The 23,647-nt window shown below is 39.5% G+C and carries 23 protein-coding genes and 1 pseudogene; 16 read left to right on the top strand and 8 right to left on the bottom strand.

The window, feature by feature from the left end:
• Nucleotides 1–51: 51 nt before the first annotated feature.
• A complete protein-coding gene (locus DY109_RS00915; protein WP_034549153.1) occupies nucleotides 52–705 on the top strand; it encodes an LPP20 family lipoprotein in 654 nt (217 codons plus the stop codon).
• Nucleotides 706–785: 80 nt separating this feature from the next.
• Nucleotides 786–1,355, top strand: coding sequence for an HP0838 family lipoprotein (locus DY109_RS00920; protein ID WP_023946537.1), 570 nt, complete (start codon nucleotides 786–788; stop codon nucleotides 1,353–1,355).
• Nucleotides 1,356–1,675: 320 nt separating this feature from the next.
• On the opposite strand, the gene DY109_RS11245 is transcribed toward DY109_RS00920, so the two are convergent.
• Nucleotides 1,676–1,837, bottom strand: a complete 162-nt coding sequence (locus DY109_RS11245) for a hypothetical protein (RefSeq protein WP_023946539.1) — start codon at nucleotides 1,835–1,837, stop codon at nucleotides 1,676–1,678.
• Nucleotides 1,838–1,940: 103 nt separating this feature from the next.
• On the opposite strand from DY109_RS11245, the gene tkt reads away from it, so the two are divergent.
• From tkt to DY109_RS00975, 11 genes are all read left to right on the top strand, one after another.
• A complete protein-coding gene (gene tkt, locus DY109_RS00925; protein ID WP_023946541.1) occupies nucleotides 1,941–3,881 on the top strand; it encodes a transketolase in 1,941 nt (646 codons plus the stop codon).
• Between the two features lie 24 nt (nucleotides 3,882–3,905).
• Nucleotides 3,906–4,502, top strand: coding sequence for a 2-amino-4-hydroxy-6-hydroxymethyldihydropteridine diphosphokinase (gene folK / locus DY109_RS00930; protein ID WP_023946542.1), 597 nt, complete (start codon nucleotides 3,906–3,908; stop codon nucleotides 4,500–4,502).
• The gene (gene flhF, locus DY109_RS00935; protein ID WP_023946544.1) at nucleotides 4,499–5,983 is read left to right on the top strand and encodes a flagellar biosynthesis GTPase FlhF; all 1,485 of its coding nucleotides are present in this window, start codon (nucleotides 4,499–4,501) and stop codon (nucleotides 5,981–5,983) included. Before folK ends, flhF begins: the two co-directional genes overlap by 4 nt.
• A 37-nt stretch (nucleotides 5,984–6,020) precedes the next feature.
• Nucleotides 6,021–6,875 carry a P-loop NTPase gene (locus DY109_RS00940; protein ID WP_023946546.1) on the top strand — a complete coding sequence of 285 codons (855 nt, stop codon included), beginning with the start codon at nucleotides 6,021–6,023 and terminating at the stop codon, nucleotides 6,873–6,875.
• 9 nt (nucleotides 6,876–6,884) lie between these two features.
• Nucleotides 6,885–7,220: a hypothetical protein gene (locus DY109_RS00945; protein ID WP_023946547.1), complete on the top strand. Its 336-nt coding sequence runs from the start codon at nucleotides 6,885–6,887 to the stop codon at nucleotides 7,218–7,220.
• Between the two features lie 23 nt (nucleotides 7,221–7,243).
• On the top strand, nucleotides 7,244–7,939 hold the full coding sequence (locus DY109_RS00950; RefSeq protein ID WP_023946549.1) for an RNA polymerase sigma factor FliA: 696 nt from the start codon (nucleotides 7,244–7,246) through the stop codon (nucleotides 7,937–7,939).
• The gene (gene fliM / locus DY109_RS00955; RefSeq protein WP_023946551.1) at nucleotides 7,932–8,990 is read left to right on the top strand and encodes a flagellar motor switch protein FliM; all 1,059 of its coding nucleotides are present in this window, start codon (nucleotides 7,932–7,934) and stop codon (nucleotides 8,988–8,990) included. The genes DY109_RS00950 and fliM overlap by 8 nt, the downstream gene beginning before the upstream one ends.
• 25 nt (nucleotides 8,991–9,015) lie before the next feature.
• A complete protein-coding gene (gene fliY / locus DY109_RS00960; protein ID WP_023946553.1) occupies nucleotides 9,016–9,861 on the top strand; it encodes a flagellar motor switch protein FliY in 846 nt (281 codons plus the stop codon).
• A gap of 83 nt (nucleotides 9,862–9,944) precedes the next feature.
• Nucleotides 9,945–10,271 (top strand): rhodanese-like domain-containing protein, encoded by a 327-nt coding sequence (locus DY109_RS00965; protein WP_023946555.1) that lies wholly within the window; start codon nucleotides 9,945–9,947, stop codon nucleotides 10,269–10,271.
• A 28-nt stretch (nucleotides 10,272–10,299) separates the two neighbouring features.
• Nucleotides 10,300–11,058: a pyrroline-5-carboxylate reductase gene (gene proC / locus DY109_RS00970; RefSeq protein WP_023946557.1), complete on the top strand. Its 759-nt coding sequence runs from the start codon at nucleotides 10,300–10,302 to the stop codon at nucleotides 11,056–11,058.
• A gap of 30 nt (nucleotides 11,059–11,088) precedes the next feature.
• Nucleotides 11,089–12,891: an ABC transporter ATP-binding protein/permease gene (locus tag DY109_RS00975; protein ID WP_023946558.1), complete on the top strand. Its 1,803-nt coding sequence runs from the start codon at nucleotides 11,089–11,091 to the stop codon at nucleotides 12,889–12,891.
• An 87-nt stretch (nucleotides 12,892–12,978) separates the two neighbouring features.
• Here the strand turns inward: DY109_RS00975 and DY109_RS00980 are convergent.
• Nucleotides 12,979–13,329 (bottom strand): annotated as a pseudogene (locus DY109_RS00980) (LPP20 family lipoprotein); the annotation flags it as partial.
• 310 nt (nucleotides 13,330–13,639) lie between these two features.
• Here DY109_RS00980 and DY109_RS00985 point away from each other — a divergent pair.
• From DY109_RS00985 to DY109_RS00995, 3 genes are read left to right on the top strand one after another with little or no spacing between them, the layout of a single operon-like run.
• Nucleotides 13,640–14,578 carry a D-2-hydroxyacid dehydrogenase gene (locus DY109_RS00985; protein ID WP_023946564.1) on the top strand — a complete coding sequence of 313 codons (939 nt, stop codon included), beginning with the start codon at nucleotides 13,640–13,642 and terminating at the stop codon, nucleotides 14,576–14,578.
• Nucleotides 14,579–14,953 carry a methionine-R-sulfoxide reductase gene (locus DY109_RS00990; RefSeq protein WP_023946566.1) on the top strand — a complete coding sequence of 125 codons (375 nt, stop codon included), beginning with the start codon at nucleotides 14,579–14,581 and terminating at the stop codon, nucleotides 14,951–14,953. It abuts the gene before it with no gap.
• A complete protein-coding gene (locus DY109_RS00995) occupies nucleotides 14,953–16,467 on the top strand; it encodes an NAD(P)H-hydrate epimerase (RefSeq protein ID WP_023946569.1) in 1,515 nt (504 codons plus the stop codon). Before DY109_RS00990 ends, DY109_RS00995 begins: the two co-directional genes overlap by 1 nt.
• Before the next feature lie 343 nt (nucleotides 16,468–16,810).
• Here DY109_RS00995 and mfd read toward each other — a convergent pair whose 3' ends face one another.
• Genes mfd through lptE form a run of 6 tightly spaced genes read right to left on the bottom strand, consistent with a single transcriptional unit; the run spans nucleotide 16,811 to nucleotide 23,605 of the window.
• The gene (gene mfd / locus DY109_RS01000) at nucleotides 16,811–19,798 is read right to left on the bottom strand and encodes a transcription-repair coupling factor (RefSeq protein ID WP_023946572.1); all 2,988 of its coding nucleotides are present in this window, start codon (nucleotides 19,796–19,798) and stop codon (nucleotides 16,811–16,813) included.
• A complete protein-coding gene (locus tag DY109_RS01005) occupies nucleotides 19,776–20,180 on the bottom strand; it encodes a bactofilin family protein (protein ID WP_023946574.1) in 405 nt (134 codons plus the stop codon). Before DY109_RS01005 ends, mfd begins: the two co-directional genes overlap by 23 nt.
• Entirely contained in the window at nucleotides 20,138–21,025 is an 888-nt protein-coding gene (locus DY109_RS01010; RefSeq protein ID WP_023946576.1) for a M23 family metallopeptidase, read from the bottom strand. Before DY109_RS01010 ends, DY109_RS01005 begins: the two co-directional genes overlap by 43 nt.
• Nucleotides 21,022–21,954 carry a M23 family metallopeptidase gene (locus DY109_RS01015; protein WP_023946578.1) on the bottom strand — a complete coding sequence of 311 codons (933 nt, stop codon included), beginning with the start codon at nucleotides 21,952–21,954 and terminating at the stop codon, nucleotides 21,022–21,024. Before DY109_RS01015 ends, DY109_RS01010 begins: the two co-directional genes overlap by 4 nt.
• Nucleotides 21,944–23,080, bottom strand: coding sequence for a Mur ligase family protein (locus DY109_RS01020; RefSeq protein WP_023946581.1), 1,137 nt, complete (start codon nucleotides 23,078–23,080; stop codon nucleotides 21,944–21,946). Before DY109_RS01020 ends, DY109_RS01015 begins: the two co-directional genes overlap by 11 nt.
• Nucleotides 23,081–23,605, bottom strand: coding sequence for an LPS assembly lipoprotein LptE (lptE, locus tag DY109_RS01025; protein WP_244916622.1), 525 nt, complete (start codon nucleotides 23,603–23,605; stop codon nucleotides 23,081–23,083). It abuts the gene before it with no gap.
• Nucleotides 23,606–23,647: the final 42 nt, after the last annotated feature.

The raw sequence follows: 23,647 nt of genomic DNA on the forward strand, positions 1-23,647 counted from the left end.
TTTGGCACATCTTTTGCTTTACTTAGATAATTTTCAAAAAAAGGATGTTTGATGACAAGTGTGACACAAAAGATAAAAACGATGTCTATCGCCGCTATCGCTGGTTTAAGTTTCGTTGGCTGCACAGCCGCTCAAGATGATGTAGGGCTTACCCCGCCAACAGCGGATTATCGCCCCACAGGGATTGAAAATCCGGGTATAAATGGCGCGGGTATGAATAGAGTAGGTATGATGAATCCACCATCTATGGTCAATCCACCTATGGCAAATCCTCTTCCATCGCCAATTATCAACAATACAATTCCTGATGATGAGGATATGAGATCGCCAAGAGGATCGCAAGAGCCACTTATCCCTAATAATCCAAACCTCACTCCAAGCAATATCATTGAGTTGCAAGTTACAGGCACTGGAGTCGCTCCGCAAAACGCCATATCACCGGCACAATCAACAGCATTAGCTAAGAGAGCAGCGATGATTGATGCTTATAAACTTCTTGGCGAAAAAATGTATGGGGTAAAACTCAATGGTCAAGACACGGTTGAAAATATGGCAATCACAAGCTCAACTGTAAAATCCAAAGTGCAAGCTCTTGTGCGTGGCGCGGATATTACAAATGTTGATTGCAGGGCTGGTTTGTGTCAAGTTACAATGGAAATCAAGCTTGATGGGCGCGTTTGGTATCGTGCTTTGGGCGGGCGATAAGCATAGCAGGCGATAATTGCAACAATGGATTGCTTAGATTCTGCTTACACAAAATGCACCACATGCACTAAAGATTGAATATGCGTTATCTTGGACTTGTTATCGCTTTGTTTTTGGGTGGTTGCTCTCAAGTTGCGGGGTTATTTAGCGATCAACCCGTAAGCAAAGAAGCCAAAAAAGAATACAAAAGCCAAAAACAAGCTGATTTGCCAAAGCAAGAAAAAGGCTATCGTATCTTATATATCAATGCAAAAAACTTTCGATATTATGATTATGTAACCTATGGGATAAACAAAAAACAAGAGATCACTTTGGAGCTTTTTGCCGCGGGCAAGACGATCGGAGTCATCGAAATCACAAAGAAAAAAATCTGTATCCTCAATGATTGCGCAAGAAAATGGCCTGCTGCAAAGAATTTTTTTGGCAAAGTGAGCTATGGCGATTTGTTTGATGATATTTTTATGGGTAGAGATATTTTTGATGGCATAGGCAAAATTATCCAGCCAAATGGGGTTTTGATTCAGAGATTTCAAAAAGGCGGAGAGATTATTTATTATGAACGATCAGATGGACATATTTTATTCAAAAATATGAGTAATGGCGTGAGTATCGCGCTTGATAAATATGTCGAGCAGAAAGTTAAAGAGTAGAATCTGCTAGAATCTCATTTCGATGTGATCTAAATTCTAGCTTTTTGGTAAATTTTGCGGATTGCATCGTTTAGGGCTTATCTTGTATTATTTTGGCGACGCACGAAAAGTAGCGACTCATTCGTTCGTCTTGCAAAGCCACAAAATTTCCACAAAAATCTAGAATTTCTTTTACGCTCTTTTTGTGTTTGCATAAATTCTAAAATCTAAAAATTAAAAAAGTCTAGAATTTTTTAATGCTTGCTTGTGTTTGCATAGAATAAAACTTGTCATTACTTGAGTGAGTGAAACGAACGAAGAATCCAAATCCAAACTAGAATCTATTTTAGATTTTGTATTAGATTTTTACTGGATTCTTCGCTAACGCTTAAGACATGATGAGGTAATGCGTCATTGCGAGCAAAATTTTCAAATTTTGCGTGGCAATCCAGAAAATGAGTTTTAGATTCTAGAATGCTATCCTCACTCACAACTTCACTCATAACTTCAACTTTCCAAAAAATTTCTACAAATAAAAAATCTAAGTAATTTTGTATGTTTTTTTAGGCACAATTTTGGCTTAGATTTTAGTTTATGAGGTTTATAATGCACTCTATCACGACACAAGACATTTCAAATCTTGAAAAAATGGCTACAACTTTGCGGTTTTTGTGTGCTGACATCGTCCAAGAAGCAAATAGCGGACACCCCGGCACTCCAATGGGACTTGCAGAATTTGCAACAACACTAAGCTATCATATCAATCTCAATCCCAAGAATCCAAAATGGCTCAATCGCGACCGGCTTGTTTTTAGTGGCGGGCATGCGAGTGCTTTGCTGTATTCACTTCTGCATTTATGGGGATTTGACTTGAGTCTTGATGATCTCAAATCATTTAGAACGCTCCACTCCAAAACGCCCGGACACCCAGAATCTAGCCTCACGCAAGGCGTTGAGATCACCACAGGACCATTAGGGCAAGGCATTGCCAATGCGGTTGGGTTTGCGATGGCTGCCAAATACGCCCAGAATCTACTTAGCAAAAGCGTTATTTCGCACAAAGTGTATTGTTTTTGTGGTGATGGCGATTTGCAAGAAGGCATAAGCTATGAAGCCGCTTCTTTGGCAGGGAAGTACAAACTCTCTGATCTTATCATCATTTATGATTCAAATTCCATTACAATCGAGGGCGATACGCGTCTTGCCTTTGATGAAAATGTCAAGCTCCGCTTTGAAGCGCAAGGATTTGATGTGCTACTTTGCGATGGGCATAATTTTTTAGACATTCAAGAAGCCATTATCGCCGCTAAATCAAACACAACAAAGCCTACATTAATCATCGCCAAAACAATCATCGGCAAAGGCGCGATAGGGCTTGAAGGAAGCGAAAAAACGCATGGCTCGCCATTGGGTGAAAACGTGATAGCAGAATCCAAAAAGGCAGCAAACTTTCCTCAAGAGAAATTCCACATTCCAGATGATGTGAGGTTTTGGTTTCAAAATACCCAAGAAAAAATGCAAAGTCTTGAGGCATTATGGGAGAAATCGCTAGATTCTAGTGCAAAAACCATGCTTGAATCCTTGCGTAATCCAGATGTAGCTAGCATTCAATACCCGCAATTTACAATCGGAGAATCCATAGCCACGCGAGCGAGCAATGGGCAGATTCTCAATGCAATCGCTGCAAAATTGCAAGGATTTATCGGAGGAAGCGCAGATCTTGCGCCAAGCAACAACACAACCATAAAAAATAGTGGCGATTTTCCACATGGCAAAAATTTTCACTTCGGCATTCGAGAGCACGCGATGGGCGCGATTTGCAATGGAATCGCAAATTATGGATTATTTTTACCATTTTGTGCGACTTTTTTTGTCTTTAGCGATTATATGTCGCCAAGCGTGCGTGTTGCTAGCATTATGAAAAGTCGGGTTTTTTATATTTGGACGCATGATTCTATCGGGGTTGGCGAAGATGGCGCGACACATCAGCCAATCGAGCAACTCGGACATTTTAGAGCAATGCCAAATCTTTTGGTCTTTCGCCCAGCAGATGCAAACGAAAATATCGCCTGCTGGCAAGTCGCACTAGAATCTAGCGCGCCTTGTGCGTTTGTGCTATCGCGCCAAAATCTGCCCGTGCTTGAAGTGTGCGATAAATCCAAAATCTCAAAAGGCGGATACATCATCAAAGACGCATCAAATCCGCAATCACCGCAAATCACATTAATTGCCACAGGAAGTGAAGTGGCTTTAGCCCTTGAGTGTGCCAAAGCCCTAGAATCTGAATCTATCACCACGCGCGTAGTGAGCGTGCCATGCTTTGATTTATTAATCCAGCAAGATAAGTCATATATTGATTCATTATTAGGCGGAAAGGTATTAGGCATAGAAGCAGCAAGGGGGCTTGAGTGGTTTAGATTCTGCGATGAAGTCGTGTGTATGCAGGATTTTGGGCATTCAGCAAAGGGAGAGATTGTGTTTCAGCATTGTGGCTTCACAATTGCAAATATCACTAATAAGGCAAAAACATTACTCAATACACATTAAACAGATGAATTAAAGTTGGATTGTATGAAAGAAATCATAATCACAAAGGGCTTTCCGCTTGGATCTCACACAGAATCTCGCATTAAATCTCGCGCGCTAGATTCTGCGCGTTTGCAAAATCCAAACAATCAAAAAGCACAAAATCTACAATCACAAAATCTACAATCACAAAATCCAAAAGCACAGAAAAAAGCACGGAATCTAAAAAATATTCTTGTCTTAGGTATCGGCGGTAATCAAGGGCAGATTTTACACACTTTTTTTCATCTGCTTGTGTGGTTTATCAGACACAGAAGTTTTGAGATTATCCAAACCACGTCCATTTACAAAAATCCAGCCTTTGGCTACACGCACCAAAGCGATTTTTTAAATGCTGTGCTTGCACTTAGAACCTCGCTAAATCTTGTTGAGATTTTTAGACTTATTTTTTATTTGGAGCGCAAATTTGGCAGACCAAGAAAAAGAGTATTCAAAAATGCTCCAAGAACTTTAGATATTGATGTAATTTTTTATAATCAAGTAATTTTAAAGCGTCCTTATTTTAAAATTCCACATTCAGAATATCAAAACAGAGGTTCTGTGCTTGTTCCAATCATTCTACAAATAAAGAGGTGGAAGTGAAAACTTATACATATAGTGGTGAAACACCAGCAGAAGCATTAAAAAAAGCAAGAGATGAGTTTGGCGATGAAGCGATGATTATCCAAACAAAAGAAGTGCGCAAAAAAACGCTCAATCAGCCCGCACTCTTTGAGCTTGTGATAGGCGTAGAGGATTCGCAAGCAGGAGATTTTCAAGCAACAAAAGCAGGAAGTGGAAAAAAACTCGCGCGCAATGCAAGCGATTCACAAGAAGCGGATTCTCCACAAAAACCCCAAAAGCTTATCCCTGATAATAGTATCCAAAAGCGACTTGAGCAAATCGCCGACAAAGAAATCGCCCAAAAGAAAAAAAAGCGCAATTTGAGTGCTTTGTTTGATGATGATGTAACCATTCAGCTCTCTGATACGGTGCGAGAGATTAGCAAAATCGCAGGCTATCCAACCTCAATGCCCGATACCTCAATGCTGAAAAAAAGCATATTGCTTCCGCCATCTTACAAGACAGATTACAAAGCAGAATCTAGCACACAAGAGCAGCCACAAACTACGCAAAAACCAAAAGATTCTGCAAAAGAGGATTCTAAGCAGCTTAATGATATTTATCAAGAAATAAGCAAGCTTAATGACAAAATCAAGCTTATCCAAAACACACTTTGGGAGGAAAAAGCCCCAACAAATATGAGTATCAATATTCCGCAAGAATTTGCAGAAATCTACCGCATAGCGCGCTTAAGCGGAATGAATAAAGATCATTTAGAAGAAATTATGCGCTTAAGTATTGAGTTTATGCCACTTAAAATGCGCGAGCAAAGTAAGACGATTAAGCGGTATTTTCGCGAGGTGCTACGCAAAATGATTTATTGCAGGCAAGAAAATGAAATCGGCAAAAAAATCATTATGTTTGTAGGACCCACAGGTGTTGGCAAAACAACCACTTTAGCCAAACTTGCAGCGCGTTATTCGCAGATCTTAGAGCATAAGAAAAAAGTTGGCATTATCACGCTTGATGATTATCGTATCGGGGCTATGGAGCAGCTTGCGTGGTATGCAAGAAAAATGCGTATCAGCATAGATTCTGTGAGTGAAAGTAGCGATTTTTTAAACAAAGTTGATGCGCTAAGTTATTGTGATTATATTTTGATTGATACGGCGGGGCATTCACAGCATGACAAATCAAAAATCAATGAATTGAAACGATTTGCCAAACTTGATGATTATAAAATCGATGTCGCATTGGTGCTTCAAACCACGACAAAATACGAGGATCTTAAAGATTGCTACAACGCATTTGGAGAGCTTAATATCGATACATTTATTTTCAGCAAGCTTGATGAAGCAAGAGGGCTTGGTAATATTTTTTCGCTCGTGTATGATACCAAAAAACCAATCAGCTATCTCTCCATAGGACAGGAAGTGCCAAGCGATATTATTGTCGCAGATAATAGCTATTTGGCGGATTGTTTATTGGGTGGGTTTTTTTACCCAAATGCACCAAAATAACGATGAGATTTGGATTAAATTTGGATAAGGAGAATCTATGAATCAAGCCCACAATCTTGAATCCTTAATGAAAAACAATAAAAAAACCACAGCAAAGTTTATCGCCATAACTTCCGGAAAAGGCGGTGTAGGAAAATCTAATTTTTCGGCAAATTTGGCGTATTGTTTGAGTAAAATAGGCTATAAAATCGGTATTTTTGACGCAGATATTGGGCTTGCGAATTTGGATTTGATCTTTGGAGTAAAGACAGACAAAAATATCTTGCACGCTTTGAAGGGTGAAGTGAGCTTCAAAGAAGCAATTTATAAAATCGATGAAAATCTCTATCTTATCCCGGGTGATAGCGGTGAAGAGATCCTCAAATACGCCAATACTTACACGATGAATGATTTTGCAAACGATATGGAGATTTGGAATTTTTTTGATTATGTTGTCGTTGATACGAGTGCTGGCATTAGTGCGCTTAATCAAGCGTTTTTGCAAGCAAGCGATTATATCATCGTCATCACTACGCCCGAGCCATCATCAAAAACCGATGCGTATGCGATGCTGAAAGTCAGTGCGAAATTCAAAAAAGAATGTATGGTTGTGATAAATATGGCAAATTCTCAAACCCAAATCAAACAAGTTTTTACGACAATAGAATATGTGGCGCAAAAAAATATCCCACATTTTACATTAGAATTTTTGGGTGGTTTTACTTATAATGACGCAGTCAAAAAGGCTATTTTACAAAGAAAGCTCATCTGCAAAGTAGAGCCATTGAATATATTTTCAACAACAATGCAAGGCGTTGCCAAAAATCTTATCTCCAAGGTGGAACACAATATGCTTAATCATTCCAAGAAATCTATGGGTGGATTCTTAAAAAAACTAATAGGATATTTATAAAGGCTCATAATGCGTGTTTCTAATTTTATCAATCTTTCAGTTGTCGCTGGGTTTTTTATCGGGCTTATTTTTGGGTTGATAAAATTTAATGAACCAGAATTAGTGCTGTTTTTGACTATTGTCGTAACAATTACTATGTATCTTATATCATTAAGTATGGCGACGATTTATATCCATATGATTGAGCCAAAACGTTCTTTGCTCTCAAATAAAAAACTCATCGAACGACAGCTTGATTTTTTTGATTCTGAATTTGATATGACAGAAAAGCAAGCGCGATCAGTGCGGCAATTTATAAACAACTTTGACTTTTCAGAAGAACTTGAAGAAGACAATAAATCATAAAAATACATTATAAGGAAGAGAGAATGAAAATCGATGCTTACACACAAAATCAGCAATACTCACAAGATGAGCTTGCTATCGCATATCTTCCTGCAGTCAAAGCTATGGCATACAAGATCAAAGAAAGGCTTCCGGGGCATATTGAAGTAAGCGAACTTATCTCAATCGGGACAGAAGAGCTCATCAAGCTTGCGCGTCGCTATGATCAAAAGCTCAATGATTCATTTTGGGGATTTGCAAAATCTCGAGTATATGGCGCAATGCTAGATTATTTGCGCTCGCTTGATATTGTCTCGCGCTCATCGCGAAAGCTCATCAAAGCGATAGATTCTGAAGTGAGTCGTTATTTTAATCAGCACGAAGAAGAGCCAAGCGATGAATATCTCGCAGAAGTATTAGGAGAAGATATTGAAAAAATCAAAGAAGCCAAAATCGCATCTGATGTGTATGTGCTTGTGCCAATCGAGGAGCAATACAACACCATAGAATCTGGCAATATCATCGAAAAACTCGAAAAAGAAGAGTTAGTCGAAAAAATCCAAAAAGTGCTCAAAACTTTCTCTCAACGAGAGCAGTTGATTATTCAGCTGTATTTTCTTGAGGAATTAAGCCTTAGCGAGATAAAAGACATTCTCAATATCACAGAATCTAGAATCTCACAAATCACCAAAGAAGTGATTAAAAAGATTCGAACTTCATTAGGAGATAATAATGGCTGATATATTAAGTCAAGAAGAGATTGACGCGCTACTTGAGGCTGTTGATGATGGCGATAGTGAGGATATGCTCCAAAAGCAAGATATTCTTCCTCAAAAGCAAGTTACCCTTTATGATTTTAAACGACCAAATCGCGTAAGCAAAGAGCAACTCCGATCATTTCGAGGCATACACGACAAAATGGCGCGCTCACTCTCAAGCCAAATCTCTGCGATTATGAGAAGCATTGTCGAAATCCAACTTCACAGCGTAGATCAGATGACTTATGGTGAGTTTTTGATGAGCTTGCCTTCTCCTACGAGCTTCAATGTCTTTTCTATGAAGCCTCTTGATGGCACGGGCGTTTTGGAGATAAATCCTAGCATTGTGTTTCCGATGATTGATAGGCTTTTGGGCGGAAGAGGCGATCCTTATGATAATTCGCGAGAATTTAGCGATATTGAGATTAATTTGCTTGATACGATTTTGCGACAGATTATGCAAACCCTCAAAGACGCATGGTCGTCTGTAACAGATATGTTTCCCTCTATTGACGCCAAAGAATCAAGCCCAAATGTCGTGCAAATCGTTGCGCAAAACGAAATTGTTATCATGGTTGTTATGGAGCTTATCATCGGGCATTCAAGCGGAATGATTAATATTTGTTATCCGGTTATCTCGCTAGAGACGGTACTTCCTCGACTTGGAAGCAGAGATATAACGCTTGGCGAAACAAGCTCCAAAAAATCGCGCAATAAAGAGCTTCAAGCATTAGTTGGTGGAGCTGATGTGAATGTCGAAGCATTTGTCGGCGGGACAAATCTCACCCTAAAAGAAGTGCTTGACTTGCAGATAGGCGATATTATAAGGCTAAATGAAACTGCAAGTGATGAGGTGATTGTCAGCATTAATGGCAGAGAAAAATATATGGCAGTCATTGGATTGCAGCGATTTAGAAAAAGTATCAAGATCAAAAATGAGATCTTAACTGAAAAAGACAAAGTCAAAGAAGTGCTTGAAATGCTTGAAACACAAAGAAAAAACAAGCTTGATGCTATCGATGAAGAAGAATAAAAGAATAAGCTAAGAGGGAAGAGGAATGGAAAATTTTATTAAACTACTCGCACAAGAAGCAACCTCAACTATTGAGGGGCTTACAGGAAGTTCACCAACCATTGCCAACACAAAAAGTGGCTCTATCGCAGAAGTGATAACTCAATTTCCAACGATACTCACCACCATTGATATGAGCGGTGATGGATCAGGAATGGTTGGTATGATAAATCCAATCGATCTCACAACCGCACTCTCAGATCTTATGCTTGGTGGTGATGGTGCAAGCAACACACAAGCAAGCGAAGATGACTTAGATGCGATCAAAGAGATAGATTCTAATATTTTAGGAGCTATCTCCACAGCAATGGGTTCGCAGCCAAATATGCCAAAGCTTAATTTCACTTCTCGCAAAACAGAAATCATAAACGATGCTTCAAGCCTTAGTGCTTTCACGCAAGCCTATGAGTTTTCTTTCTCGCTTAATACAATCAATTCAAAATTTATATTTTTAAGCACTCCAGAGTTTGCAAATCTCTTTCATCAAGAAGTCATTGAGCCATCTTCTGCGCAAGATTCTCAAGACTCTTCACAACCAAGTGCTACAACCCTCAATCAAGATGAAATCCGCAATATCGGAATGCTTCTTGATGTCAAGCTCACCATCAAAGTAAGGATAGGACAGAAAAAGATGCTCCTCAAAGATGTCATCTCTATGGATATAGGAAGTATCGTCGAGCTGAATCAGCTTGCAAATGACCCGCTTGAAGTGCTCATTGATGACAAAGTCATCGCAAGGGGTGAAGTGGTGATTGTCGATGGAAACTTCGGAATCCAAATCACAAACATTGGGACGAAACGCGAACGACTTGAGCAATTACGCGGATTATAACAATCTCTTATAAGCCCACAAGATTAAAGAAACTTAAAGAGATTTAAAAGCCCAGAATCTAAAACGACAAAAAAAGGAGCAAAATGAAACTACAAGGAAAATTTAATAAAAGCCTTGCCAACCCAGTGTATGCAGACACAATCACGCAAAGAGAGTTTTGTATTATTGATACAAGAATGCCAGAAGATTATCAGCAAGCCCATATCAGCGAGGCTGAAAATATCTTTGATTTTGCTACATTAAGTCAGAAGATTTTAGAGAATCCAGATGTTGATTTTTTGATTCATTGTTATAGCGGGCATACCGTTTCTGTGTATGGAAGCCATTTGGTCGAAATGGGTGCAAAAAATGTGTTTTATTTTGATGGTAGCTTTGCAGAGATTTATAACGCTATACAAAAAATAAAATAAATTAAAAACAAAAATCAAGGATAAAGCGTTGAAAGTATTATTTGTAGGCTATGGCAATATGGCATGTGCTATTGCAAAAGGGATTGATTCAAACACAAATGGCAAATACACTATCCAAGTGTGCGGGCGCGACAGACAAAAAGCACAAGATTTTATCCAAACAAACAATCTCCACAACGCCTCAAGCATAGATTCTGCGCCTATTGATATTCAAGATAAAATCGTGATTTTGGCTATCAAGCCTTATGGACTTGATGAATTCATCTACAAAGGCGTGGCAAAAAGCGTATATAGCGTGCTTGCTGGGGTAAATATAGAATCTCTCAAGCAGCATATCAAAGCCAAATCATACATCAAGCTTATGCCAAATGTCGGCGCAGCATTTGGGCTATCAAGTAGCGTGGCTTTCACCCAAAACGCAGATTTGCAAGAAGTCAAAGAGATTTGCGAGAGCTTTGGGAGTGTTGTATTTGTGGATAATGAAAAGCTTGTTGATAGTTCGATTGCGACGAGTGGAAGCTCGCCGGCTTTTTTGGCACTCATTGCCCAAGCATTGATAGATTCTGGTGTGAGAGAAGGATTGAAGCGAAGCGATAGTGCTATTTTAGTGCAAAAAACATTTGAAGGAGTAGCCAAACTCCTAGAATCTAAAACCCCACAGCAAATCATAGATCTTGTAACAACGCCGGGCGGAACGACAATAGAGGGCTTAAGTGTGCTAGAATCTAGCGCAGTGAGAGGGGCTATCATGCAAGCCTGCCACGCAAGCGTGCAAAAGATAAAATAACTGCCACAAATCAAAAATGAGAAAAAATCAATGAATTCTATCACGTCAAAATCCACCTCGCCAAAGCACACTGCTTCAAGCCATGCCACGCCAAAATCTAGCACAAAGCCCATTACAAAGCCCAAAAGCCATATCTCACAGCTTCGATTTTTGCTAACAAGGCGAGATAAAATCATTCTTATAATGCTATTTTTAGGGACGATTGCTTTTTCAGTTATGGAGACAATTAGTATTAGCGTGATTATGCCATTTATCACTTTTGCAAGCAACCCAAGCTTGATTCTAAGCGAGCATATACCGCGCACGATATATGATTTTTGTCATTTTGATAGCACGCTAGATTTTATGATTGCTTTTAGCGCAGTGCTTATTATTTTTTATTTTTTGCGCGTGGCGTATGGCGTGTCTTATACTTATGCGCTCAATCGCTTTGCATTTCGCAAATATCATTATTTTGCGTATCGACTTTTTTGTAAAGCTGTGCAGTTAAATTTCCTTGACTTTACAAAAAGAAAAACAGATTCTATCCGCCAAAACATTACAGGCGAGGCACTTCAAGCATCATTTTATGTGCAAAATCTTTTGCAGATCTTTTCTGAAGTTTTTACAATCGTGCTTATGTATTCACTTTTGCTTATCACAAGCTGGAAAATGACTTTGGTTTTAAGCGTGATTTTAAGCTTGCAAGTGGTTTTAATCCTCAAAACCCTCACCAAAAAAATCAAAAAAATGGGCATAATCCGCACGGAAATGCAAGCGCGATTCCACGAGCTCATCACCAATACATTTGGAAACTTCAAAATCATCAAGCTTAAAGGCAATCAAGAAGAAGTCTATAAAGCCTTCGATACGATAAGTCGCAAAAGAATCAACGCAGAGATTTACACACAGACTATTATTCCTATTCCGCGATTGATTTTAGAGACGATTGGATTTAGCATTCTAATCGCGTGCGTGGCGTATATCCTTATCCGCTACAAAGACGCAGCCGCTGTGATTCCTATCATTTCTATGTATGCGCTTGCGCTGTATAGGATTCTGCCTTCTGTAAATAAAATCTTGCAAAACATCAATATGATGGGCTATTATGGGCATTCAGTGGAGAAAGTGTATGAGGATTTGCTCTATCATACTGATTATGAAGATAATGAGCCTTGCGAGTTTGCATGTGATATTGAGCTTCAAAATGTGAGCTTTGGCTATAAAGATCATAAGCCCATTGTCAAAGATTTTAATCTCACAATACAAAAAGGCGATAAAATCGCGTTTTGCGGGGAGAGCGGTGCTGGCAAAAGCACACTTGTTGATCTTATCATCGGCATATATAAGCCACAATCAGGCAAGATTCTAGTCGATGGCGTGGAGATCACAAATAGCAATCTACGTTCTTGGCGCAAAAAAATAGGCTACATTCCTCAAAGCATTTATCTTTTTGACGGAAGCGTGGCGGAAAATGTGGCTTTTGGTAGCGAAATAGATGAAGAGCGCGTCAAAGAAGCGTGCAAAAAGGCAAATATTTGGAGCTTTTTAGAAGAGTATGAGGGGATTCATACGCGCGTAGGTGAAGGTGGGATTTTGCTTTCTGGCGGGCAAAAGCAGCGCATTGGAATCGCTCGGGCTATTTATGATGATCCAGAAATTTTAGTGCTTGATGAAGCGACAAGCGCGCTAGATTCTGCGACTGAAGCAAGGATTATGGACGAGATTTATGATGTCGCCAAAAACAAAACCCTACTTGTCATCGCACACAGAATCAACACAATAGAACGTTGCAATCGCAAAATAAATCTAGGCAACCCTAAAAAACAAGGAAAAAAATCAAAAAGCTCTTAGAATCTAGCTAAAAAACACAAAATTGTTTGTGCCATTATAAGTGTGTGATCGAGTAAAAAGTTCAAAAGAATCTAGGCTTTTTAGATTCTAGAGCGAAATACCTAATACTTTACTCCACACTCTGCCATCAAGTCGAAGCTCCATATTGACTTGGCAAACGCCTTGCTGGCAGCTTGTTTCTTTGATTTGCGCGCCTCGTATAAGTGCATTGAGTCGTGTTTTGATCGTAGAATTTTGAAGCACCATATTGCGGACGCTATCATTTGAGTTGAGCTGGATTCCATACATTTGCTCGCCTAATTGCCGATACGCATCAACAATCGCCGCTCGTTTTGCCATAGCCACAGCTTGCGCTGGCGTGCAGGATTCTTGTGGCGCGACGCCAATCCCCACTGCTTCTAGCTCGATTACATGTTGATTATTGAGTGGTGAGATATTTGTGCCTTGCGGGATTGTCGCTACATTCACACTCTCTACTTCCTTAGTTGCTTGAGTTGCTTGCTCTGCTGAGTCTTGATTAAGTGCCCACAGCGCACTACAGCTGAGCGCACAGATAAGGATTTTGCGTAAGATACTGGATTTTTGAGTTTGCATTGTTTGTCCTTGCATTTAAATATTTGAATGTATTTGCAAATCGACTTTTTTTAAAAATTTTCAATCTTAATAATTTTAGCCTCCAATCCTTAGAATCTTATACTACAATGTAGATTCACAAACATTAAGGACAAAGAACATAAAGGAGCAAGGTATGAAAATAGTCAATCTTGATGCAATCACTTTGGGAGATGCAGATTTTAGTGAATTAAATAATTTTGGCGAGTATATCAGCTATGATCTGACGCGCTATGAGGAGACATTAGAGCGATGCAAGGGGGCAGAGATTGTTTTGACAAATAAAGTTGTGCTTGATAAAGCTATCCTTTCGCAGCTTGAGGCACTCAAGCTCATCTGTGTAACGGCTACGGGGACAAATATCGTTGATGTGGAGTTTGCCTCACAGCGCGGAATCATTGTCAAAAATGTCGCTGGGTATTCTACGCTAAGTGTCGCGCAGCATACGATTACTATGGTATTAGAGTTTTTGAGTCAGCTTCATTATTATGATACATATTGCAAAAGCGGGCAATGGAGTCAAAGCCCAACTTTTACGCACTTAGCGGGCGGAAGAGTGAGTATAGATTCTAAGAAATGGGGGATTATTGGGTTTGGAAGCATTGGGCAAAGAGTCGCACAGATCGCAACTTGTTTGGGTGCAAAAGTATGCTACACCTCCACAAGTGGCAAAAATCAAAACACCTCATATCCTCAAGTAAGCCTTGAGAATCTGCTCAAAGAATGCGACATTATAAGTATCCACGCCCCGCTTAATCCTGCGACCAAAAATCTCATCAATGCCAAATCTCTAGCCCTGCTTAAACCTAATGCTATTCTTATTAATGTCGGTCGAGGCGGAATCGTCAATGAAGAAGATGTAACAGTTACACTAAAGAATGGAGCGCGGTTTTTTTATGGTTGCGATGTGCTTGAAGTCGAACCTATGCGTAAAAATCACCCATTTTTAGATTCTAGCATTCAAGATAGACTTTTGATTACCCCACACATCGCGTATGCGTATGGGGATTCTCTCAAAAACCTTATCGCACTTAGTATAGACAATGTCAAAACATTTATCAAAACAGGAAAATAAATGAATCCGCCTCATAATCAACTCGCCAAGCTCACCCCGCAAGAAGAGCATATCATCATTTACAAAGGCACAGAAGCACCATTTAGCGGGATATATAATGACTTTTTTGAGTCGGGCATTTATGTCTGCAAACAATGCGAAACGTCACTTTTTTCATCAGAATCTAAATTTAGATCAATGTGCGGGTGGGCGAGTTTTGATGATTGCTTTGAAGGAGTAGTAATGCAAGCAGATCGCGATGGCAGACGCACAGAGATTGTGTGCAAAAATTGCAAAGGACATTTAGGGCATGTATTTGAAGGCGAAGGCTTCACGCCCAAAAACACGCGCCATTGCGTAAATTCTCTCTCAATCAAATTTATAGGAAACTCATAATGCAAAATCTCTACAAAACCACAAATGCGCTTGATAAGCGACTTTTGAGTAAGTTTTTATTGCATGATGAGATTCTGATGGAAAACGTTGCAAATGCGATGTTTGCGCTAATACAAAAAATCACTCACGCACAAAGTGTGATTACAATCGTATGCGGAAGCGGGGATAATGGAGGCGATGGCTATGTGCTAGCGCGCAAACTGCATGGCTCTTACAAAGTCAGAATCTACGAAGCCAAAGAGCCAAAATCTAAGCTTTGCAAAATCCAAAGTGAGCGCGCAAATTTATGTGAAATCGAACGCGTCAAAAAGATTCTGCCTTGCGATGTAATTGTGGATTGTTTGTTTGGAAGCGGATTTAGCGGAGAGATGAGGGTAGAGTATATAAAGCTTATTGAAAGCATGAATTGTCATTCAAGACTTCGCGTAGCTTGCGATATACCAAGCGGATTAGATATGGAAGGAAATATCGCTCAAATCGCATTTAAGGCTGATTATACAATCAGTATGGGCGCGCTCAAACTCGCGCTTTTTAGCGATATGGCAAAAGATATTGTCGGTGAAGTGCTTGTCGGAGATTTAGGCGTTAGTAGAGCACTTTATGAAGTAAGGACGCCATTTTTTTTGCTTGAAAAATCCGATCTCAAACTGCCATTTCGAGAATCACAAAACTGCCACAAAGGCAACTTCGGGCATTTAGCAGTCATTATGGGAGAGAAAAAGGGTGCTGGGATATTAAGTGCGCTTGCTGCGTTGCGTATGGGTGCAGGGCTTGTAAGTGTGATTGGGCAGCTTGATGGGTATCCAGAGATTATGTGTGCGCAAGAGATTCCGCATAATGCAAATGTCATAGCCATTGGAATGGGATTTGGCAGAAACTTTGCAAATCGCGCAAATAGCCAAAAAAATGACGAAAAAAGCGGCGAAATACATAATGAAAATAATGAAAATAATGAAAATAATGGCGAGAAACAAAGCGATATAATAAGCTTTAATCCTACATATAAGCAAATAAGCCTTATAGATTTGCTTGGCTCTACTTGCGCTGTGATTGATGCGGATTTGTTTTATGCAAGCGAGCTCAAAGACTTGCTTATCGCACGCAAAGATTTGCCAAACATCGTGCTTACCCCTCACCCAAAAGAATTCGTCTCATTGCTTGAGATTTGCGGGATCGCGCAAATAAGCCTCCAAGAAGTAATCACGCAAAAAATAGAGCTTGCACTGCGATTTAGTGAGATGTTTCCAAACGTTGTGCTACTCCTTAAGGGCGCAAATCCTATCATCGCCTTTCAAAGCAGAATCTATATCAATCCGCTTGGCAATAGCGCACTTGCAAAAGGTGGCAGTGGCGATGTGCTAAGTGGAATTATTAGCGCATATCTTGCGCAAGGCTTTAGCACGCTAGATTCTGCGCTGTTTGGCTCTATGGCGCATGCTCTTGCCGCGCGATGCGAGAGGGCTTCTTATGCGCTTACGCCATTGCGATTAATCGAGCATTTGGGTAAATTGTAGAATCTAGTTTTCATGAGATCTAAATCCTAGCTTTTAAGCGATTTTGTGGGAGTTTGTTTTTTGTTTCGTCAATGAATCATGAGTTTTATTTCTTTAAAGTTCTATTTCCTCGCTTTAAAACCACACAATATATCAAACCCTTGCAAGCCCTTGCAAATTCATCTTAAAATCTAGAATTTCTTAATGCACCATTGCGTTTGCATAGATTCTAGATTGGATTTAGATTCTTTAGCAAGCCTAAGACATGACAGGCTTCAACAAGGATTATTTAAGTGGATTGCCACGCAGTTTTGCAACTGCTCGCAATGACAAAATAGATTCTAGAATCTAGTTTTCATAGAATCTACTTGCGTAAAAATCCCAAAATACTCTCAAGCACATCTTCATCATCTTTGCTTGGCGAATGCAGTATAATTTTTTGATTATCGCGTGTTTGGATTTGGATATTTTGCCCAAAATGCAGAATCGAGGTGATATTTTTTTGGTTTGCTAGAATCTTAATCAAAATAATCTGAATAAAAGCAAAACTCAACGAATCCAAACTCCCAAAGCGATTGGCGATTTCATGCTCTATCTGATAGACTTCTTGGACTTCTTTGCACAAAGAAAGCCTGCGATACAGCTCTAAGCGCAAACGATCGCTACTGATAAGCTCAGGATTGAGATACGCGCTCACTGAAATGCGTAGTTCTACGCCATTTTCGCTTATGCTTTCTTTGCCACTAAGCGTATTTATCGCCTCTTCTAAAAGTCGCAAATACAAACTATAACCGATATTTTTGATATGTCCGCTTTGTGATTCTCCGATAAGATTCCCACCACCGCGTATCTCTAAGTCGTGATGAGCGATACTCGCCCCACTTCCAAGATATGAGTTTTTCTCCAAAGCAAGCAGCCGTTTTGTGGCTTCTTTGGTGATTTGCTTGTCATTATCGATCAAAAAATAGCAAAATCCCTCTTTGTCGCCTCGCCCAACCCTACCGCGCAACTGATGCAAATCCGCCAACCCAAAGCAATCCGCGCCATCGATAATGATTGTATTTGTGTTTGGAAGGTGGATTCCAGATTCTACAATCGAGGTGCAAAGTAGAATCTCAAATTCACCCGCAGCGAATTTTTCCATGATAGATTCTGTTTGTGTTGCGCTGATTTGTGAATGCAAAATCGCAAGGCGCACATGTGGCATAAGATCTTTTAGATAAAGCGCGATACCCTCAATCTGTGCGATATTATTAAACACATAAAAAACCTGTCCGCCTCGCTTAAGCTCGCGATGAATGATCTCTTTTATCAATGGATCGCTTTTTTTCTTGACAAAAGTCCTAGAATCTTTCCTCTCGCTTGGCGGAATCTCTAAGCGACTCATTCCTTTGATATGTGAGAGTGCCATATTGAGCGTGCGCGGAATCGGCGTTGCTGACATACTCAAAACATGCACATTCTGACTCATTGTTTTTATGGATTCTTTTTGTTTGACGCCAAATTTATGCTCCTCATCAATCACAACCAACCCAAGATTTGCAAACTCTAGCCCAAACATCATATGCGTTCCGATTAATACATCAATCTTGCCATTTTTAAGGGCTTGAATGATGGATTTTTTGTCTTTGGCGCTTGAGAATCTATCAAGCTTTGCAACTTGCAATCCAAACTCTCCTAATCGCTTTGAGAGACTGGCAAAATGCTGTGCGCACAAAAGTGTCGTAGGAACGATAAGGGCTGCTTGAAATCCGCTTCTACACACCGCAAAAATCGCATTCATCGCTACTTCTGTCTTGCCAAATCCAACATCTCCGCTCAAAAGCCTATCCATCACCCTGCCACTTGAAATATCGCTATAAATCTCGCTAATCGCGCGCTCTTGATCGGGTGTCAAAGTAAAATGGCAACCATATCGAAACACTTCTAGCTCTGGATTTTTGACATCAATGACTTGCCCTTGGATAAGATTGCGCTTTGCTGCAAGCTTAATGATAGAATCTGCGATTTCAAAAAGCTTTAGTCGCGTCTTTTCTTTGAGCTTAGCAAAGCTTCCTTTACCCAAACGATCAATAATAGGTATGCTTCCGCTTGTAGCGATATATCGATCGATGAGGTGGAGATTTTCAACAGGCAGTAAGAGCTTATCATCGCCCTGATACATAATCGCGATAAAATCTCGCACATGACCTAGCACGCTTGTTTGCGTGATGCCTTTAAAGATTCCGATACCATAGTGTGAATGCACTACATAATCACCGATATTAAGCTCATCAAGCACGATTTTTGGGCGCGATTTTTTGGATTTGGGATTTGCTGTTGTATTGGCTGGGGTAAGGCTTAGGACAATCTGTGAGGGTGTGATGAAATTGACATTATCGCTTGAATCTAGAATCTTAATATTCTTATCATTTAAATGCAACGAAGAAAGCAGGCTTTTGCTTTTGCATAAAAGCGTGATATTTTTAGTGGAATTATGTGTGATGATAGATTCTAGCGCACTAAGATGAAAATCAACATCACTATACCCCTCACTATCGCGCAATATACTAAGCTTTTGCGTAGTCCAAAAATCAGGGAGATTTTCTTTTATTTGGAGTATTTGGGCTAATTCATCTGATGCGGATTGCGTCAAAAGAGTGCTGTATTCTTGAGGAAGAAGGATTGTATCTTTGAGAAACCAGAATCCAAGCGAGGCAAGATTGTTTTCAAACCCTTCACAATCTTGTATTTGAGAGAGAATCTCATCGTATTCATCATGTGAGAGCGAAAAAAGCGCAGGCGGTATGTCTATGGATTCTAATTTATCGCCTAAAGTGAGCTGTGTAGCGATGTCAAACTCTTTAATATCTTCACATTCATCATCAAAAAACCCTATGCGATAGGGCTTAAGAAGTGGCGGATAAATATCGATAATGTCGCCTCTAAAGCTTGCCTCACCCTCCATTTCTATCACATCTACGATGTCATATCCAAAGTGTATCAGATCTTGTTTGAGTGCGTCTAGATCATAATGCTTGCGGATTTGCAAAGAGATAGAGCGCGTATATTGAGATGAAGGCATAGGATACAAAAGCGAGTAAATTGGGGCGATAAGCAATGTGTTTTTGGATTGATAAAATGTCTGAACCTTTGCCAAACACTCGATAAATTCTACAAAAAAACTTCGCAGATCATCACGATAGCTTAGCCTCATCTCTGGAAGCAAAATAGGCGTAGAATCTATAATCTTTTGTGTAAAAGCAAAATGGGTAAGATGATATGCTTTAAGTGCTTCATCTTGATCTTGACAAAGCAAGATTCTATATGTAAAACCCTCTTGAAATTGTTTATAAAGATTTGCTTGAATCATTTTTAGCTGTGGATTGCGCGCCTTTGAGTTTGCTTTCTCCGATAAATACACCCTTTTTCTCAATGACAAGTTCAGTGGCAGTAATCACACCTTCAAATCGCCCAAGTGGCGCGATTTCAACGCTATCGCTTTCTGTTACGCCTTTGAGCTTGCCACTTACGATGAGTTTGTTTGCATACACTTCGCCATTGATAAATCCGCTTTTTCCGATCATCACAGTGCTTTTAGAGCGCACGCTTCCTTCAAACTCGCCATCAATATGTAGATGACAATCTGTAATAATTTCACCTTTGATTTTTGTGCCTTGCGCGATGATTGTCGCTGCTCCGGGTTTTTGGGCTAGTCCATTAGGTTGTTTATTGTCGTTAGTAAAGATTGCCATGCAATGCTCCTTTCTTTGGTAAATATAGAATCAAAATTTTTCATATCCCATTGTGCGAAATGAATCGGATTTATAGGCTGCTCCAAAAATCTAACTTCATAATGCAAATGCGGTCCTGTGCTGACTCCACTATTGCCTGTTTTGGCAATGAGTTGTCCTTTTTTGACAAACGCCCCACTTTTTACCAAAACCTCGCTTAAATGCGCATAATATGTCTTGAATCCAAATGAATGTGTAAGCTTGACAAGCTTACCATATCCGCCATTCCACCCAGAATCTGCCATATCAACCACACCATCAGCAGTCGCATATACCGGCGTGCCAATCCTTGCAGCAAAATCCGTGCCTGTGTGCTGTCGCCTGATATGAAACACCGGGTGATAGCGAAGCCCAAATGGATCTGTGATTCCCATTAATGTCGCTAGAGGATAGCCATTAGGAATAAATTTCATAAAAAATGCTTTTTGTGCGCCGGTGATACTTGCGACATCAATACGCTCTAAGAGATTCTCATTTGCGACATTATCAACCCCTATCACGCCTTCTAAATTATCAACCTTATCGCTTGCGATAGCGATTTCTTCAAGTCGTTGATTGATCTCATCATTTAAAGTCGCATTACCCAAAAGCATTGTCTCATTGTATTCTTCAATCAATGAAGTTTTGACATTAATATCTGCAATCTCTGTCCGAAATACCAAAATAGACAAAATAATAAAAAATGTAAGGCTTAAAAAAAACAATACAACATACAAAACAATTTGCCGAAATACCATACTGACATTGATATAACGACTACCATTTCTATCAGTAATCATCAATACCAAACGTTTTGTAAAAATCATAAAGACTCTTTTTGGTATTGATCTGTAACGCTCACTCTAAAAGTTTGTAATTTAGCAATATCCTCAATCGCCCAGACGAGATTTTTCCAATCTATGCCATCTTCGCCCTCAAAAATAATATCAAAATTATTGATGCTCCAATCTGCATAATGAGTCGGATTAAGCGGGGTATTTAAAAACCCAACTTCATAATACAATCTCTCGCCATCTGATCGCCCGCTATTGCCACTATATCCGATTATTTGCCCTTTTTGGACGAAATCGCCCTTTTTGACAGCCAAGCTATCTAAATGCGCATACATAGAAGAAAACCCAAATGAATGCGTGAGCTTGATAAGATTGCCATATCCTGTTTTACCATTGCTTTGCACGAGCATCACGACACCATCAGCAGTCGCATATACCGGCGTTTTGGACGATACAAGATAATCCATTCCGCCTTCTATGCCCTTTATATTTCGCAATGGGTGAATGCGCTCTGAAGTAACAACTTTGCTTTGAAAATCCTTGAGCGGATCTCCATTTGGAATCAAGCTCAATAAAAGCATTTTTTGATCGTTACTAAGATCTTGTAAGTCAATTTTGTTGATTTGAGGTTGTTTGAAGTTATTGCTTTTGATACTAACAATGTCTTCGAGTTTGTCGATTTTAGAATTCACCACCGCAAGCTCATCGCTTTTTTCTTTGATCGCGCTTTTTAAAATCGCATTTTTTTGGTAGATCGAATGATAGCGCGCAAGTGCGTCTTGCTTTTGTGTCGCAATCGTATTGATTTGATTCATCAAAAAATTCATCGCCAAGAAGCTTAAAAGAAAAAACAAAAGAACAACAATGCCAATGATAAAAAGAAGTTTTGTCGCTTTTTTGGGCATACAAAACTGCTTCATTCCATGTTCATCAGCAATAGAAACAACTAATCTATCTTGCATTTTTCCTCTCCAAAAATTCCTTTACAACGCTAAATGAACCAAATACGACATATTCAGAATCTGCATCTACACCCCTAAAATCAGACCAATCAATTTCTAATTCCCTACAAATCGCAATGAGCTGATCTTTTGGCAAAATCCTATCATTGACAACATCTAGTATAAGAAGTTTTTTGATAATAGGCTTTAGAATCTGCAAAATCTTGACTACATCTTTTTGAAAAAAGCTATTATACACCAAATTTACTTGTTTTTTGCCAATAATTTTCAAAATCTCCCGCGCGCACGCCTCATTATGCCCGACATCAACCAAAATATTTGGCTCTAGCTGCCAAGCACGCGCCAAAAGATTAAAGCCACTAAGCCTATCAAAATCAATCTCCTTATCAAGCAACGCAAGCGTATGTTTAGCGACATTGAGATTCTGCGTTAAAAATGGTGCAAGATGATGTTTTTGCGCGTATTTTAAGAGATTGTTATCATTGATTTTTTCACTTACAAAAACAAGTGAGGCATTGCGCTCTTTGGCAATAGTGCGCGCTATGTGATTGACTTCTTCAAAGCATTGCGGGGCGATTACATTACACTTAGACATTGCGCGTAGCTTTGTTGAGGCGATTTCTTGTATGCTTTCACCTAAAATCTCTTGATGATCGTATGAGATTGGCGTAAAGACACTTAGCGTAGAATCTACCACATTTGTGCTATCAAATTCCCCGCCAAGCCCCGCTTCAAGCACCAAAAATTCACAATCACAAGCCAGCACAAACGCTAAAAAAGTCGCATATTCAAAATAGCTTGCCTCTTGTATGTAGTCAAATTGCTGCAAAAATGCATGTGCTTGCTCTAATTGCGTATCGCTCACACAAGAGCCGTTTTTGTAGAATCGCTCATTGAAGTCAAATAAATGTGGCGAGGTAAAATGCAAAACTTTGCAATTATGCTGCTCTAACCCTAATGTGATAAATCGTCCGGTGCTGCCCTTGCCATTTGTGCCGATGATATGGATAATCGTACGCGGTAATTGCAAATGTATTTTAAGCTTATTGTAGATGTTTTTTGCTCTATCTGGGCAAAATGGCGCGTATTCATTGCCTTTTGATTTGAGATAAGAATCTAAATCCACCTATCGTCTCCCCTCGCTTCCCTCAAAAGACATTTGCGCTATAAATTTATCAAGCGTTTGAGAAAAAGCCTGATTGAGTGCATAATCTCGATTGTTATAAGTTGTGAGTGGATTATCAAGCGATAAGCTATAATCATAATACCCATTAATGCTAAATGTTTTTTTTGTGCCTTTTTTGTCATTATATTCATATGTTACATATGTATTGACACGATAATAACTCGAGAATCCATCGCTACTTACAGCCATAGGATTATCGATAATTTTATTAATATTAATCGTGATAATGCTATCTGCATTTTCTTGATTTGAGAGGCGCGTTTGGAATCTTGAAATCACAATTTTATTAACCAAATCTTTGAGCTCTACTGAATTTTCCGGATTTGCAAGATTGATATTGAGTTTGACAAAAACTTGATTGCCTAAAAGTCTTTGTGTATAGGTTGATGAAGGCACATAGCCACAGCCAGCAAAGCACAACATCACCAAACAAACACACAAATATCTTGTGCCAAAAACTCTCACCAAAAAACCTCTCGCATTATTTATGTCTAAAAATCCCATGCC

Source organism: Helicobacter fennelliae (assembly GCF_900451005.1).
GTDB lineage: Bacteria > Campylobacterota > Campylobacteria > Campylobacterales > Helicobacteraceae > Helicobacter_B > Helicobacter_B fennelliae.